Here is a 15,012-nt window from a genome sequence, read left to right as displayed (position 1 = left end):
CGTCTCCTCGTTGTTCCGGACTGCTGGGGGTGTGTGCTGGTGCGACACGCACCCGTCGGCGGCCCAGTGTAGGGATGCGGTACGTAAGCGCGGTATCAGCGGGCGGTGACAGCACCCGTACTCGCTGGAACGGACGCAGTGCGCGGCCTGCCGCGATCTGGTTCGCAAACCGCACCTCACCGCCGGTAGGCTTCCCGAAGACCTCAAAAGCCGCCACCCACCGATCCGAGGACGCACGTGTTCATCGCCGGATTTCCCGCCGGAGCCTGGGGCACCAACTGCTACCTGGTCGCGCCGGCCGCCGGCGAGGAGTGCGTGATCGTCGATCCCGGCCACGAGGCCGCCGACGGCGTCGAGGAACTGGTGCGCGAACACCGTCTGAAGCCGGTCGCGGTGGTCCTCACCCACGGGCACATCGACCATGTCGCCTCGGTGGTCCCGGTGTGCGGCGCCCGCAACATCCCGGCCTGGATACACCCGGACGACCGCTACATGATGGCCGACCCCGGCCGGGCCCTCGGACGCTCCCTGGGGCAGCAGCTGATGGGCTCCATCACCGTCGGCGAGCCCGACGACCTGCGCGAGCTCACCGACGGCACCGTGCTCGACCTGGCCGGCCTGCAGCTCACGGTCGACCATGCGCCCGGCCATACACAGGGGTCGGTGACCTTCAGGACGCCCGCCGCCGGGGACGTACCCCCGGTGCTGTTCTCGGGCGACCTGCTGTTCGCCGGCTCCATCGGACGCACGGATCTGCCCGGCGGGGACCACGCCCGGATCCTGGAGTCGCTGGCACGCGTCTGCCTGCCGCTCCCGGACGAGACGGTCGTCCTCGCCGGCCACGGAGACCAGACCAGCATCGGCCGCGAGCGCGCCGCCAACCCCTACCTCAGGCAGGTGGCAGGCGCGCTGGATGCGCCGGCCGCCCCGCGACGAGGAATGTGACGGAAGCGAAGTTGAGCACCTTCATCGCCCCCAAGGGCACCTACGACCTGATCCCGCCGGACTCCGAGACCTTCCTCGCCGTCCGCGAGGCCATCGCCGCGCCGCTGCGCGGCGCCGGGTACGGCTACATCGAGACCCCCGTCTTCGAGGACGTCAAGCTGTTCTCCCGCGGTGTCGGCGAGTCCACCGACATCGTCACCAAGGAGATGTACAGCCTCACCACCAAGGGCGGCGACGAGCTGGCCCTGCGCCCCGAGGGCACCGCCTCGGTGCTGCGCGCCGCTCTCCAGGCCAATCTGCACCGCACGGGCAACCTGCCGGTGAAGCTCTGGTACTCCGGCTCCTACTACCGCTATGAGCGCCCCCAGGCCGGCCGCTACCGCCAGTTCTCCCAGGTCGGGGCCGAGGCCATCGGCGCCGAGGACCCGGCGCTGGACGCCGAGCTGATCATCCTCGCCGTCGACGCCTACCGCTCGCTGGGCCTGCGCAGCTTCCGGCTGCTGCTCAACAGCCTCGGCGACCGCGAGTGCCGCCCCGTCTACCGCGCCGCACTCCAGGACTTCCTGCGCGGCCTGGACCTGGACGAGGACACCCTGCGCCGGGCCGAGATCAACCCGCTGCGGGTGCTGGACGACAAGCGCGAGTCGGTGCAGAAGCAGCTCACCGGTGCGCCGCTGATGCGGGATCACCTCTGCGAGGACTGCAAGGCCTACCACGAGCAGGTGCGCGAGCTGCTGACCGCGGCCGGCGTCGCCTTCGAGGACGACCCCAAGCTGGTGCGGGGGCTGGACTACTACACCCGCACCACCTTCGAGTTCGTCCACGACGGCCTGGGCTCGCAGTCCGCGGTCGGCGGCGGCGGGCGCTACGACGGGCTCTCCGAGATGATCGGCGGCCCCGCGCTGCCCTCCGTCGGCTGGGCGCTCGGCGTGGACCGCACCGTGCTGGCGCTGAAGGCCGAGGGCGTCGAGATCGACGTCCCCGCCCGTACCCAGGTCTTCGCCGTGCCGCTCGGCGAGCAGGCCCGCCAGGTGCTCTTCGGCCTGGTCACCGAGGCCCGCCGGGCCGGCGTCGCAGCCGACATCGCCTACGGCGGCAAGGGCCTCAAGGGCGCCATGAAGTCCGCGGACCGCTCCGGCGCCCGCTGGGCCGTGGTCGCCGGTGAGCGCGATCTCGCCGACGGCGTGGTCCAGCTCAAGGACCTCACCACCGGCGACCAGACCCCGGTCGCCGTCACCGCTCTCGTCACCACCCTGAAGGAGAAGCTTTCGTGATCCGCACGCACGACGCGGGCACGCTCCGCGCGGAGCACGCCGGTACCACCGTGACCCTCGCAGGCTGGGTCGCCCGCCGGCGCGACCACGGAGGCGTGGCCTTCATCGATCTGCGCGACGCCTCGGGCACCGTGCAGATCGTCGTCCGCGACCTCGACTCGGTGCACGGCCTGCGCGCCGAGTACTGCGTCAAGGTCGTCGGTGACGTCCGGGTGCGCCCCGAGGGCAATGAGAACCCCGACATCCCCACCGGCGCCGTCGAGGTGGTCGTCAGCGACCTCGAGGTGCTCTCCGAGGCCGCGCCGCTGCCGTTCCCGGTCGCCGAGTACGAGCCCGGCACGGTCAACGAGGAGGTGCGGCTCAAGTACCGCTACCTCGACCTGCGCCGCGAGGGCCCGGCCCGTGCGCTGCGGCTGCGCTCCAAGGTCAACCACGTCATCCGCACGGTGATGGAGGAGAACGGCTTCCTCGACATCGAGACGCCGAACCTCACCCGCTCCACCCCTGAGGGCGCCCGGGACTTCCTGGTCCCGGTCCGCCTCCAGCCGGGCCACTGGTATGCGCTGCCGCAGTCCCCGCAGCTGTTCAAGCAGCTGCTGATGGTCGCCGGCATGGAGCGCTACTACCAGATCGCCCGCTGCTTCCGGGACGAGGACTTCCGGGCCGACCGGCAGCCGGAGTTCACCCAGCTCGACGTGGAGATGTCCTTCGTCGACCAGGAGGACGTCCTGGACATCGGCGAGCAGGTCGTCGCCCGGGTGTGGAAGGAGGTGCACGGCTACGACCTCCCGCGTCCGCTGCCGCGCCTGAGCTACGCCGACGCCATGAACCGCTACGGCTCGGACAAGCCCGATGTGCGCTTCGGCCAGGAGCTGGTCGACCTCACCGAGTACTTCTCCGGCACCTCCTTCCGGGTCTTCCAGGCGCCGTACGTCGGCGCCGTGGTGATGCCCGGCGGCGCCGCGCAGACCCGCAAGCAGCTGGACGGCTGGCAGGACTGGGCCAAGGCCCGCGGCGCCCGCGGTCTGGCGTATGTGGTGGTCGACGCGGAGAGCGGCGAGCTGCGCGGCCCGGTCGCCAAGAACCTGTCCCAGGAGCACCTGGCCGGACTGGTCGAGGCCGCCGGGGCGGGCAAGGGCGACGCCATCTTCTTCGCCGCCGGCCGCAGGACGGCCTCCCAGGAGCTGCTCGGTGCGGCGCGGCTGGAGATCGGCCGCCGCTGCGGGCTGATCGACGAGTCCCGCTGGGAGTTCCTCTGGGTGGTCGACTTCCCGATGTTCGAGCCGGTCGAGGACGACAAGGGCGAGCAGGTCGGCTGGACCGCGATCCACCACCCCTTCACCGCGCCCACCGCGGAGTCGCTGGACACCTTCGACAAGGACCCGGCGAGCGCCCTGTCCAACGCCTACGACCTGGTGCTCAACGGGTCCGAGATCGGCGGCGGCTCCATCCGTATCCACCAGCGCGAGGTCCAGCAGCGGGCCTTCGACGCGATCGGCCTCTCCGCGGAGGAGGCCGCCTCGCAGTTCGGCTTCCTGCTGGAGGCCTTCAACTACGGCCCGCCGCCGCACGGCGGGATCGCGCTGGGCCTGGACCGGCTGGTCGCCCTTCTGGGCGGCTACGAGACCATCCGGGATGTCATCGCCTTCCCGAAGACCTCGACCGGCGGCGACCCGCTGACCGGCGCCCCGACCCCGATCACCCCCGCGCAGCGGCGTGAGGCGGGCATCGACGCCAAGCCGAAGCCCAAGGGCGAGGCGGAGCAGAAGTCCGAGGCCTGATCCCGGACGGCACAACCTTCCGGGCCCCGGCGGCTGCGTGTCCCGCAGCCGCCGGGGCCCGTTCACAACGGTGTGAGACATGGAGGGAGCAGGCGATGATCCAGCGCAGCGGAGTGGTCCGGGCGAGACCCGAGGAGCCGGAGGACGTGCCCGCCGTGCGGCGGGTGCACATGGCGGCCTTCCCCGGTCCCGGGGAGGCCGACCTGGTGGATGTGCTGCGCAAGGATCCCGTCTGGCTGCCCGGCCTGTCCTGGGTGGCGGCCGACCACCGCGGCCTGGTGATCGCCCACGCCCTGCTCACCCGGCTGGAGGTCGGCGGGGGTGCCGCGCTCGCCCTCGCCCCCGTGGCGGTCGCCCCCGAGTGGCAGCGCCGGGGGGTCGGCACCTTTGTGGTGCAGGCCGCCCTGGAGGCCGCGGACGCCGCCGGTGAGCGCCTGGTGGTGGTACTGGGTGATCCCCGCTACTACGGCCGGTTCGGCTTCACCCCGGCCTCGGGGCACGGTGTCACCGGTCCGTACGAGGTTCCGGACACCCACTTCCAGGTCCTCCCGCTGGCCGCCTATGACGGCAGCCCCTGCGGAACAGCGGTGTACCCGCCGCCTTTTGACGAGATGTGAGCCGGGCGGCGACCGCTCCGTCCGGCCGCCGCGCAATTTCTTCGAACGGGTTTGAACCGTATCCGGCCCGGCCCCGTAATCCTCCTCGACCGCGGCGCGACAGCGCCACAGCAGACCGGATCGAGGAGTGCGCAGATGAACAAGGCGACAAGGGTGGGAGCCACCGTGGGGGCCACGGCCGTGGTCCTGCTTGCAGGCGCCTGCGGTTCTTCGCAGCAGTCTGCAGGTACCACCACGGTGCAGCCCGCAGCGGCCGCGGGGGACGCCTACGGCAGCGGAGGGTACGGCAGCACCGGCTCCTACGGCGGGGACTCGGCCCAGGCGGCCCCGGCCGCGGCCGCCGGTTCGGCGGCGGCCATCAGCACCAGGAAGGACGCCAAGCTGGGCGACATCCTGGTCGACGGCCAGGGCCGCACGATGTACCGCTACGACAAGGACACCGCCAACCCGCCCACGTCCAACTGCAATGACGCCTGCGCCCAGGCGTGGCCGCCGGTGCCGGCCTCGGCCGCGAACGGCGCCAAGGTCTCCGACCCCAGCCTGCTGGGCGAGGTCACCCGTGCCGACGGCTCCAAGCAGCTCACCGTGGCGGGCTGGCCGATGTACCTGTACGCGGCCGACTCCGCGGCCGGGGACACCAACGGGCAGGGCGTCAACCAGGTCTGGTGGGCCGTCCAGCCCGACGGCAAGAAGGCCGGCCAGGCCTCGTCCGGCTCCTCCGGGGGCAGCGGCGGCTACGGTTCGGGTTCCGACTCGGGCAGCGGCTCCGGTTCGGACAGCGGCAGCAGCAGCCAGTGGATGGCTCTCTCCAGCGTCGACGACCCGCAGCTGGGCAAGATCCTGGTCGACGGCAAGGGCATGGTGCTCTACCGCTTCACCAAGGACGTCGCCTGGCCGATGAAGATCGCCTGCACCGGGCAGTGCACCAAGGTCTGGCCCCCGGCCAAGCCGCTCACCCTCCAGCAGCAGGAGGAGGCGGCCAAGGCGCTGGGCATCGACAAGAAGCTGATCACCAACATCAAGCGGCCCGACGGGATCTACCAGCTCGCCATCAACTGCTGGCCCGTCTACAACTACAGCAAGGACACCAAGCCCGGCCAGGCGTCCGGCCAGGGCGTGGGCGGCACCTGGTTCGCCGTCACCCCGCAGGGCAAGCTCACCAAGTAGCGCGGCGCGGCCGCCCAGGAGACCCGCAGGGGAACCGGCAGCGCGTGGCAGCGGCCCGCCGGTGCGGGGAAGGGGAGGGCGGCACGCGGACACCAGGTCCGCGTGCCGCCCCGTCGCATGCCCGGCCCGTCGGATGCCCGGCCCGTCGGATGCCAGGCCCGTCGTATGCCCGGCCGTCGGATGCCCGGCCCGTCGGATGCGGGGCCCCGGGCAGGTCGGCGCCGGCCGTGCTGTCGGTGCGCTGGCATACGCTGCTGGGGTGGAACCCGATCTCTTCACCGCCGCCGCCGAGGAACGCCAGGCCAAGGAGCCCGGCCGGGCACCGCTGGCCGTGCGGATGCGCCCCCGCACCCTGGACGAGGTCGCCGGGCAGCGGCAGCTGCTGGGCGAGGGCTCGCCACTGCGCAGACTGGTGGCCACCGCGCACGGCCCCGCCGCCACCTCCTCGGTGATCCTCTGGGGGCCGCCGGGCACCGGCAAGACCACCCTGGCTTATGTGATCAGCCGGGCCACCGACCGGCGCTTCGTGGAGCTCTCGGCCATCACCGCCGGGGTGAAGGAGGTCCGCGCGGTCATCGACAGCGCCCGCCGCGAGGTGGGTGCCTCCGGGCGTGAGACGGTGCTCTTCCTGGACGAGATCCACCGATTCTCCAAGGCCCAGCAGGACTCCCTGCTGCCCGCGGTGGAGAACCGCTGGGTCACCCTGATCGCGGCCACCACCGAGAACCCCTACTTCTCGGTGATCTCCCCGCTGCTCTCCCGCTCGCTGCTGCTCACCCTGGAGTCGCTCACCGACGACGACATCCGGGAGCTGCTGCACCGGGCGGTGGCCGACGAGCGCGGCCTGGGCGGGGCGCTGGTCCTGGAGGCCGACGCGGAGCGGCATCTGGTGCGGCTGGCCGGCGGCGACGCCCGTCGGGCGCTGACCACACTGGAGGCGGCGGCCGGCGCCGCGCTGGCCAAGGGCGAGTCCGGGATCACCCTGGCCACCACCGAGACCGCGGTGAACAAGGCGGCCGTCCGCTACGACCGGGACGGCGACCAGCACTACGACGTGGCCAGCGCGCTCATCAAGTCCATCCGCGGCAGCGATGTGGACGCCGCCCTGCACTATCTGGCACGGATGGTGGAGGCGGGGGAGGACCCCCGGTTCATCGCCCGGCGGCTGATGATCTCCGCCAGCGAGGACATCGGCCTGGCCGACCCCAGCGCGCTGCAGACCGCGGTGGCGGCCGCCCAGGCGGTGCAGCTGATCGGCTTCCCCGAGGCCCGGATCACCCTCTCCCAGGCGGTGATCGCGCTCGCCCTGGCGCCCAAGTCCAATGCCGCCTATCTGGCCATAGACGCCGCCCTGGCGGACGTCCGCAAGGGGCTGGCCGGCCCGGTCCCGGCGCATCTGCGGGACTCCCACTACGGCGGCGCCAAGCGGCTCGGCCACGGCCAGGGCTACCAGTACCCCCACGATCTGCCCGGCGGTATCGCGGCCCAGCAGTACGCGCCGGACACGGTTCACGGCCGCCGCTACTACCAGCCGACCCGGCACGGCGTCGAGGCACGCTATGCGGAGGTCGTGGAGCGGGTCCGGGACAAGCTCAGCGGGGAGTGAGCCGGCGGCGCCCAGCGGGGCGGCGATCCGGAGGGCGGGGCGTGGTCGGAAGCACCGTGGCGCGCCCCGTACAATGGCGTGAAGTGCCACGTCCCGTGCACGGAAGGCTCCCGGGAGACCGGGTCCGCCGACCGGCATCACCAGCGGGGCGTCGGTCGGAACCCACACCCCCGGGTGCGGGCTCCAGGAGCGTCGCGCACGTATCAGTGCCGCGGGCAGCCCACCACCACACGGCGGTGGGCCTCTCGTGCGCACGGGTGCGGGCACCGGCCCGGGAAGCGGCTGACCCCCTCCGCCACGGCGGCGACGGGTTTTCCCGGTTCGCGACAGGCGACCTCCTTCAACAGTGGTGAGCCATGCACACAACAGAGAGGTTCGGTTCACAGTGAACCAGTCCCGTCCCAAGGTGCGCCTGTCCCGCGCGCTGGGTATCCCGCTGACCCCGAAGTCCGTCAAGTACTTCGAGGCCCGCCCCTACCCGCCGGGCCAGCACGGCCGTGGGCGCAAGCAGAGCAGCGACTACAAGGTCCGTCTGCTCGAGAAGCAGCGTCTGCGCGCCCAGTACGACCTCAGCGAGACCCAGCTCTCCCGTGCCTTCGACCGCGCCCGCAAGGCCGGTGGCAAGACCGGTGAGGCGCTGATCATCGAGCTGGAGCGCCGGCTGGACGCCCTGGTGCTGCGCTCCGGGATCGCCCGGACGATCTACCAGGCCCGTCAGATGGTCGTTCACGGCCACATCGAGGTCAACGGCCGCAAGGTCAACAAGCCCTCGTTCGTGATGAAGCCCGGGTATGTCGTCACCGTGCGTGACCGCAGCAAGGAGAAGCACCCCTTCCAGGTGGCCCGCGAGGGTGGTTACGCCGGCGAGGGCCAGACCCCGAAGTACCTCGAGGTCAACCTGAAGGCCCTGGCCTTCCGTATGGACCGCGACCCGCAGCGCAAGGAGATCCCCGTGATCTGCGACGAGCAGCTGGTCGTCGAGTACTACTCGCGTTGATCCGCGGGTAGCTCACGCGTCGTACGTGGAACCGAGCCCCCGCAGCGCACAGCGCTGCGGGGGCTCGGCCTTTCCCGCGGCGGCAGGGCCCTCCAGCGCCCGTGCCACCGCCGCGTCCAGGCCCAGCCGGGTGCCCAGCCGGAAGGCCTCCGCCGACTCCTGCTCGGTGAGCCCGGCCTCGGCCCGCGCCGTGCACTCGTCGTGCGGCGCCCGGAAGTTCCGCGAGCCGAACAGCGGGATGCCCACCGCCTGCCAGAGCCGGTGCGCCGCGCCCTGCAGCAGCCGAGCCTCCCGCAGATCCCCCGAGGAGCCGTCCGCGCCGGGTTCGGTGGCCAGCAGTGCCAGCATCTCCAGGCCGAGCACCACACCCACCAGATCGCGGAAGAGGTGGTTGAGGCGTACGCACTCCCGGGCATGCGCCCGGGCCGAGCCCACCTCGCCCAGCTGCCACTCCGAGTACGCCATGGCATAGAGGCCGTAGGCGTACGCCCACTGCTCCCCGTACTCCTCGCACAGGTCGCGGACCCGCTCCATCCACAGGTCGCCGGTGGCCGTGTCGCCCTGGAAGACGGCGGCCAGCCCCAGTTCGAACATGGCCATCAGCACATTGCTGTTGAGCTCGCCGAGCTTCTCGTAGTGCCACAGCGCCTCCTCGAAGAGCTCCGCGGCGCGGGCCGGCTCGTCCCCGATCAGTGCCGCGCAGCCCTGCCGGTGCACCGCATAGGCGAGCGCCAGGTCGTCCCCGGTGTCCACGGCCTGCTGCCGGCACTCCTCCAGCAGCGGCCTGGCATGGCGGAGATCCCCCTGGAGCGTCGCCATGTACCCGGTCACCCAGAGCGCCTTGGCGCGCGCCGGAGTGGGCTCATGGGCCAGCGACAGGGCGCGGTCCAGCCACAGCCGCCCCTCGCCGAGGTGGCCGCACCCCACCCAGTAGAACCAGAGCGTCCCGGCCAGATGGAGCGCCGACTGCTCCTCGCCGGGCTCGCTCACGCAGAAGTCCAGCGCCGCCCGCAGATTCGCGTGCGCCAGCCGCGTCCGGTCGCCGGTCTCGGCCTGGCGCGCGGAGAACCACTCCACCTCGCCCCAGGTGGCCAGGCCCAGGTACCAGTCCCGGTGCCGGCGGCGCATCCGGCTCTCCTCGCCCAGCGACCGCAGCCACCAGGCTCCGTACTCGCGGACCGTGTCCAGCATCCGGTAGCGGGCGCCGCCGGGGCCGGCCTCACGCACCACGACCGACTTGGCCACCAGCTCGGAGAGCACCTCAAGCACCTCCTCCGCCTCGATGCCGCCGCCCGGGCAGACGTACTCGGCCGCGTCCAGGTCGAAACCGTCGGCGAAGACCGACAGCCGGGCCCAGAGCAACCGTTCCTGCGGGGTGCACAGCTCATGGCTCCAGCCGATGGCCGTACGCAGGGTGCGATGGCGTGGCAGCGCCGTCCGGGAGCCCCCGGTGAGCAGCCGGAACCGGTCGTCCAGCCGCTCCGCGATCTGCTCCACGGACAGGGCCCGCAGCCGGCCGGCGGCCAGCTCCACCGCCAGCGGAATACCGTCCAGGCGGCGGCAGACGGCCGCCACCACCGCCCGGTTCTCCGCGGTGACCCGGAAGCCGCCCGGCACCGCGGCCGCCCGGTCGGCGAACAGCCTGACCGCGTCCTCCACCTCGGCCGTACCGTCCACCGGGCCGTCCACCGGGCCGTCCACCGGGCCGTCCTCGGCCACCGGCAGCGGCGCCAGCACCAGCAGATGCTCGCCCTGGACCCGCAGCTCCTGGCGGCTGGTGGCCAGCACCCGCAGACCCGGCACCGCCCGCAGCAGTGCCTCCACCAGCGCGGCGCAGGCGTCCACCAGATGCTCGCAGCCGTCCAGCACCAGCAGCAGCTCCCGGTCGGCCAGCTGCTCCACCAGCGTCTGGGCCGGCTGCCGGGTGGTGGAGTCGGTCATTCCCAGCGCCTCCAGCACCGCATGGCCGAGCAGCGAGGGATCCTGCACCCCCGCGGACTCGACCAGCCAGGCGCCGTCCCGGAACAGTCCCCGCACCATGGTGGCGGCCCGCAGCGCCAGCCGGCTCTTGCCGACGCCGCCCGGACCCGTCAGCGTGACCAGTCGCGAGACGCCCAGCAACCGGCCGGTCTCGGCGAGCTCCGATCGGCGGCCCACAAAGCTGGTGGTCTCTGCCGGGAGGTTGCCCGGACAGCCCCCTGCCTTCGCAGACACCCTGTGCGCCCCCTCTGCCGCCGTCAACGCCCTGTGTCCCCAGCCCAACGAGGGGCCCGCCGGGCAGGTTACGTCGGACCCGGGCCGCGCCGGCCGGGGCGCCGCAGGGCGCCGCCCCGTAATGCGGTCGGGAAAGCGGGTGGCGGCGCGATAGGGTTCTGCCCTGTGGCTTGACGTGCGCGCCCGACCGTTCCGCGCACTGCGGAGCCCCGCCGCGACGGGCCCCCGCCGGGACCGAGCCGGCAGCCGAACCAGCACACGAGGGAGCACGCAAGGTGTCCGTGGGAGAGATGGCCGGCCTGATCGTGGCCGTCTTCTGGGCCGTCCTCGTGACCCTGCTCGCTGTGGTTCTGGTACGGCTGTCCCGGGTGCTCAAGGAGGCGGCCGTGCTGGTCACCGCCGTGTCCGAGCAGGCCGTGCCGCTGCTGGAGGACGCCTCGACCGCCCTGGCCGGCGCCCAGCAGCAACTGGACCGGGTCGACGAGATCACCGCCAACGTCCAGGACGCCGCCGCCAACGCCAACGCACTCTCCTCCACCGTCGCCGCCACCCTCGGCGGCCCCCTGGTGAAGGTCGCCGCCTTCAGCTACGGCGTCCGCCGGGCCGTCGCCCGGCAGCAGGGAGCGGCCGGCCGGGTGCCGGCGCAGACCGACCGGGACGCCCTCGCCGCCCTGGTGCGCGCCGAGGTCCGGGCCGCCACCGCGCCCCGCCGCCGCGGACTCGCCTCCCGCATCCGGCGAGCTGTGAGGGGCTGACGACACCGTGCGACGCATCTTCTGGATGGCGGTCGGCGCAGGCGCCACCGTCTGGGCCATGGGCAAGGCCAATGAGGCCGCCCGCCGGCTCACCCCCACCGGCCTGGCCGGCACCGCCGCGCGCGGCGCCCTGGACCTCGGCGACGCGGTGCGCGGCTTCGCCGGCGAGGTGAGGGCGGGGATGGCCGAGCGCGAGCAGCAGCTCCGGGCCGACCTCGGCCTCGACGGCAGCGCGGTGCTCCCGCCCCGCCGGGCCCTGGCCGCTCCCCGCGATCCGGCGGTCGAGTACCGAGCTATCGCGCCGGCCCCGGGCATGCCCGAGGCCGGCCCGGTCCGCCGCCTCACCCCAGTCAAGACACCACCCGCCCTCGAGACGACCCCCGATCCCCGCGAGGCAGGACTGCGCGGCCGACGCCCGCGCAGGGGCAGCACCCACAACCGGAAGGACCACTGATGGAGTCGGCAGAGATCCGCCGCCGCTGGCTGCGCTTCTTCGAGGAGCGCGGCCACACCGTCGTTCCGTCGGCCTCCCTGGTCGCCGACGACCCCACGCTGCTGCTGGTGCCCGCAGGCATGGTGCCCTTCAAGCCGTACTTCCTCGGCGAGGTCAAGCCGCCCTTCAGCCGCGCCACCAGCGTGCAGAAGTGCGTCCGTACCCCGGACATCGAAGAGGTCGGCAAGACCACCCGCCACGGCACCTTTTTCCAGATGTGCGGCAACTTCTCGTTCGGCGACTACTTCAAGGAAGGCGCCATCAAGTACGCGTGGGAGCTGCTCACCAGCTCCGTCGCGGACGGTGGCTACGGCCTGGAGCCCGAGAAGCTCTGGATCACCGTCTACCAGGACGACGACGAGGCCGAGAAGATCTGGCGCGATGTCATCGGGGTGCCCGCGGAGCGCATCCAGCGCCTGGGCATGAAGGACAACTTCTGGTCGATGGGCGTCCCCGGCCCCTGCGGCCCCTGCTCGGAGATCAACTACGACCGCGGCCCGGCCTACGGCGAGGAGGGCGGCCCGGCGGTCAACGGCGAGCGCTACCTCGAGGTCTGGAACCTCGTCTTCATGCAGTACGAGCGCGGCGCCGGCGACGGCAAGGACGGCTTCGAGATCCTGGGCGACCTGCCCAGCCGCAACATCGACACCGGCCTCGGCCTGGAGCGTCTCGCGGCGGTCCTCCAGGGCGTCGACAACATCTACGAGATCGACACCACCCGGATGATCCTCGGCCGGGCCGGTGAGCTCACCGGCCACCGCTACGGCGCCGGCGAGAAGAGCGATGTCTCGCTGCGCGTCATCGCCGACCACATCCGCACCGCCGTGATGCTGATCAGCGACGGCGTCACCCCCGGCAACGAGGGCCGCGGCTATGTGCTGCGCCGGATCTTCCGCCGCGCCATCCGCAATATGCGGATGCTCGGCGCCACCGGCCCGGTCGCCCACTCTCTGGTGGACGTCACCATCGAGGCGATGGGCCCGCAGTACGCGGAGCTCGTCGAGGACCGCAAGCGGATCGAGACGGTCGCGGTCGCCGAGGAGACCTCCTTCCTCCAGACCCTGCGCACCGGCACCACCATCCTGGACTCCGCCGTCTCCGAGGCCAAGCAGGCCGGCAGCGCGGTGCTGGCCGGCGACAAGGCCTTCCAGCTCCACGACACCTATGGCTTCCCCATCGACCTCACCCTGGAGATGGCGGCCGAGCAGGGCGTCACCGTGGACGAGGCGGGCTTCCGCACCCTGATGGCCGAGCAGCGCAACCGCGCCAAGGCCGACGCCAAGGCCAAGAAGCTCGGGCACGCCGACGTCTCCGCGTACCGCGAGGTCGCCGACCGCGCCGGCACCACCGCTTTCACCGGCTACACCGACACCACCGGCGAGTCGACCGTGGTCGGCCTGCTGGTCGACGGTGTCCCCTCGCCGGCCGCCCATGAGGGCGACGATGTCGAGGTCGTGCTGGACCGCACCCCCTTCTACGCCGAGGGCGGCGGCCAGCTCGCCGACCACGGCCGCATCCGCTTCGACTCGGGTGCCGTGGTGGAGGTCCGCGACGTCCAGCAGCCGGTGCCCGGTGTCACCGTGCACAAGGGCACCGTGCAGGTCGGCGAGGTGGTGCTGGGTGCGGGCGCGTACGCCCAGATCGACCTCGACCGCCGCCGTGCGGTCTCCCGGGCGCACTCCGCCACCCACCTCACCCACCAGGCGCTGCGCGACGCCCTCGGCCCCACCGCCGCCCAGGCGGGCTCGGAGAACGCGCCGGGCCGCTTCCGCTTCGACTTCGGCTCGCCGACCGCCGTCCCCGGCAGTGTGCTCACCGATGTCGAGCAGAAGATCAACGAGGTGCTGGCCCGCGAACTGGACGTCACCGCAGAGGTGATGACCATGGACCAGGCCCGCAAGCAGGGCGCCATCGCGATGTTCGGTGAGAAGTACGGCGACGCGGTGCGGGTCGTCACCATCGGCGACTTCTCCAAGGAGCTGTGCGGCGGCACCCACGTCGCCAACACCTCCCAGCTGGGCCTGGTGAAGCTGCTCGGCGAGTCCTCCATCGGCGCCGGGGTGCGCCGGGTCGAGGCGCTGGTGGGCGTGGACGCCTACCAGTTCCTGGCCCGTGAGCACACCGTGGTCGCCCAGCTCACCGAGCTGGTCAAGGGCCGCCCGGAGGAGCTGCCGGAGAAGATCTCCGGCATGCTCGCCAAGCTCAAGGACGCCGAGAAGGAGATCGAGCGGTTCCGCGCCGAGAAGGTGCTCGCCGCCGCTGCCGGTCTTGCCGCCGCCGCCCAGGACGTCCACGGTGTCGCCCTGGTCGCCGCCCGCGTCCCGGACGGCACCGGCGCCGACGACCTGCGCAAGCTGGTGCTGGACGTCCGCGGCCGGCTCGGCTCGCGCCCGTCCGTGGTCGCCGCCTTCACCGTGGCGAACGACCGCCCGCTGACCGTGGTCGCCACCAGCGAGGCGGCCCGCGAGCGCGGCATCAAGGCCGGGGAGCTGGTCCGTACCGCCGCCAAGACCCTCGGCGGCGGCGGTGGCGGCAAGGACGACGTCGCCCAGGGCGGCGGCTCCAACCCGGCCGCCGTGGACGAGGCGATCGAGGCGGTCCGCCGCCTGGTCGCCGAGCGCGCCGTCTGATGCGCCGCGGCCGGCGGATCTCCGTCGACGTCGGGGACGCCCGGATCGGGGTCGCCTCATGCGACCCCGACGGGCTCCTCGCCACCCCGGTGGAGACCGTGCCCGCGGGCGGCAAGGCCCGCGCCCGGATCGCCGCGATCGTCGAGGAGTACGAGGCCATCGAGGTGGTCGTCGGACTGCCCCGCTCGCTCAGCGGCAAGGAGGGTCCGGCGGCGGTCAAGGTCCGTGCCTTCGCGGGGACGCTGGCCGCGCTGGTCGCCCCGGTGCCGGTGCGGCTGGTGGACGAGCGGATGTCCACCGTCACCGCCACCCATGGGCTGCGCGCCTCCGGCGTGAAGTCCAAGAAGGGCCGCTCGGTGATCGACCAGGCCGCCGCCGTGGTCATCCTGCAGACGGCCCTGGAGGCCGAACGGGTGAGCGGAAACCCGCCCGGTGAGAGTGTCGAACCGGCCTGACCCGAGCAGTACCTAGGCTCACCAGGGGGCCCGCCGAATGCGGCGGGCCCCCTCGTGCATCCGCTCCCGGGCGAGCCG

General features: G+C 72.6%; 12 protein-coding genes. 11 read left to right on the top strand and 1 reads right to left on the bottom strand.

The genetic code is table 11. From position 1 onward, the window contains the following. Nucleotides 1–237: 237 nt before the first annotated feature. The 7 genes from AB0761_RS07905 (at nt 238) to rpsD (ending at nt 8,387) form a co-directional block, all read left to right on the top strand. Entirely contained in the window at nt 238–945 is a 708-nt protein-coding gene (locus AB0761_RS07905; RefSeq protein ID WP_377268257.1) for an MBL fold metallo-hydrolase, read from the top strand. Between the two features lie 11 nt (nt 946–956). Then, nucleotides 957–2,219: a histidine--tRNA ligase gene (hisS, locus tag AB0761_RS07900; RefSeq protein ID WP_377268256.1), complete on the top strand. Its 1,263-nt coding sequence runs from the start codon at nt 957–959 to the stop codon at nt 2,217–2,219. Then, complete coding sequence (gene aspS / locus AB0761_RS07895; RefSeq protein WP_377268255.1) at nt 2,216–4,000, top strand: aspartate--tRNA ligase; 1,785 nt, start codon at nt 2,216–2,218, stop codon at nt 3,998–4,000. The genes hisS and aspS overlap by 4 nt, the downstream gene beginning before the upstream one ends. 95 nt (nt 4,001–4,095) lie before the next feature. Further along, the gene (locus tag AB0761_RS07890) at nt 4,096–4,617 is read left to right on the top strand and encodes a GNAT family N-acetyltransferase (RefSeq protein WP_377268254.1); all 522 of its coding nucleotides are present in this window, start codon (nt 4,096–4,098) and stop codon (nt 4,615–4,617) included. 135 nt (nt 4,618–4,752) lie between these two features. Continuing rightward, nucleotides 4,753–5,784 (top strand): SCO0930 family lipoprotein, encoded by a 1,032-nt coding sequence (locus AB0761_RS07885; RefSeq protein WP_377268253.1) that lies wholly within the window; start codon nt 4,753–4,755, stop codon nt 5,782–5,784. 259 nt (nt 5,785–6,043) lie between these two features. Further along, on the top strand, nt 6,044–7,390 hold the full coding sequence (locus AB0761_RS07880) for a replication-associated recombination protein A (RefSeq protein WP_377268252.1): 1,347 nt from the start codon (nt 6,044–6,046) through the stop codon (nt 7,388–7,390). Between the two features lie 385 nt (nt 7,391–7,775). Then, a complete protein-coding gene (gene rpsD, locus AB0761_RS07875; RefSeq protein WP_377268251.1) occupies nt 7,776–8,387 on the top strand; it encodes a 30S ribosomal protein S4 in 612 nt (203 codons plus the stop codon). Nucleotides 8,388–8,399: 12 nt separating this feature from the next. On the opposite strand, the gene AB0761_RS07870 is transcribed toward rpsD, so the two are convergent. Beyond that, a complete protein-coding gene (locus AB0761_RS07870; protein ID WP_377268250.1) occupies nt 8,400–10,601 on the bottom strand; it encodes an ATP-binding protein in 2,202 nt (733 codons plus the stop codon). Nucleotides 10,602–10,876: 275 nt separating this feature from the next. On the opposite strand from AB0761_RS07870, the gene AB0761_RS07865 reads away from it, so the two are divergent. The 4 genes from AB0761_RS07865 to ruvX are packed head-to-tail and all read left to right on the top strand — an operon-like array spanning nt 10,877 to nt 14,934. After that, complete coding sequence (locus tag AB0761_RS07865) at nt 10,877–11,356, top strand: DUF948 domain-containing protein (protein ID WP_377268249.1); 480 nt, start codon at nt 10,877–10,879, stop codon at nt 11,354–11,356. A 7-nt stretch (nt 11,357–11,363) separates the two neighbouring features. Continuing rightward, on the top strand, nt 11,364–11,810 hold the full coding sequence (locus tag AB0761_RS07860) for a DUF6167 family protein (RefSeq protein ID WP_377268248.1): 447 nt from the start codon (nt 11,364–11,366) through the stop codon (nt 11,808–11,810). Continuing rightward, entirely contained in the window at nt 11,810–14,479 is a 2,670-nt protein-coding gene (gene alaS, locus AB0761_RS07855) for an alanine--tRNA ligase (protein ID WP_377268247.1), read from the top strand. The genes AB0761_RS07860 and alaS overlap by 1 nt, the downstream gene beginning before the upstream one ends. After that, the gene (ruvX, locus tag AB0761_RS07850) at nt 14,479–14,934 is read left to right on the top strand and encodes a Holliday junction resolvase RuvX (RefSeq protein WP_377268246.1); all 456 of its coding nucleotides are present in this window, start codon (nt 14,479–14,481) and stop codon (nt 14,932–14,934) included. Before alaS ends, ruvX begins: the two co-directional genes overlap by 1 nt. Nucleotides 14,935–15,012: the final 78 nt, after the last annotated feature.

Source organism: Peterkaempfera podocarpi (assembly GCF_042466665.1).
Lineage (GTDB): Bacteria > Actinomycetota > Actinomycetes > Streptomycetales > Streptomycetaceae > Peterkaempfera > Peterkaempfera podocarpi.
Note: the sequence above shows the minus strand (reverse complement) of the source record. Positions and strands in the feature narration are given on the sequence as shown.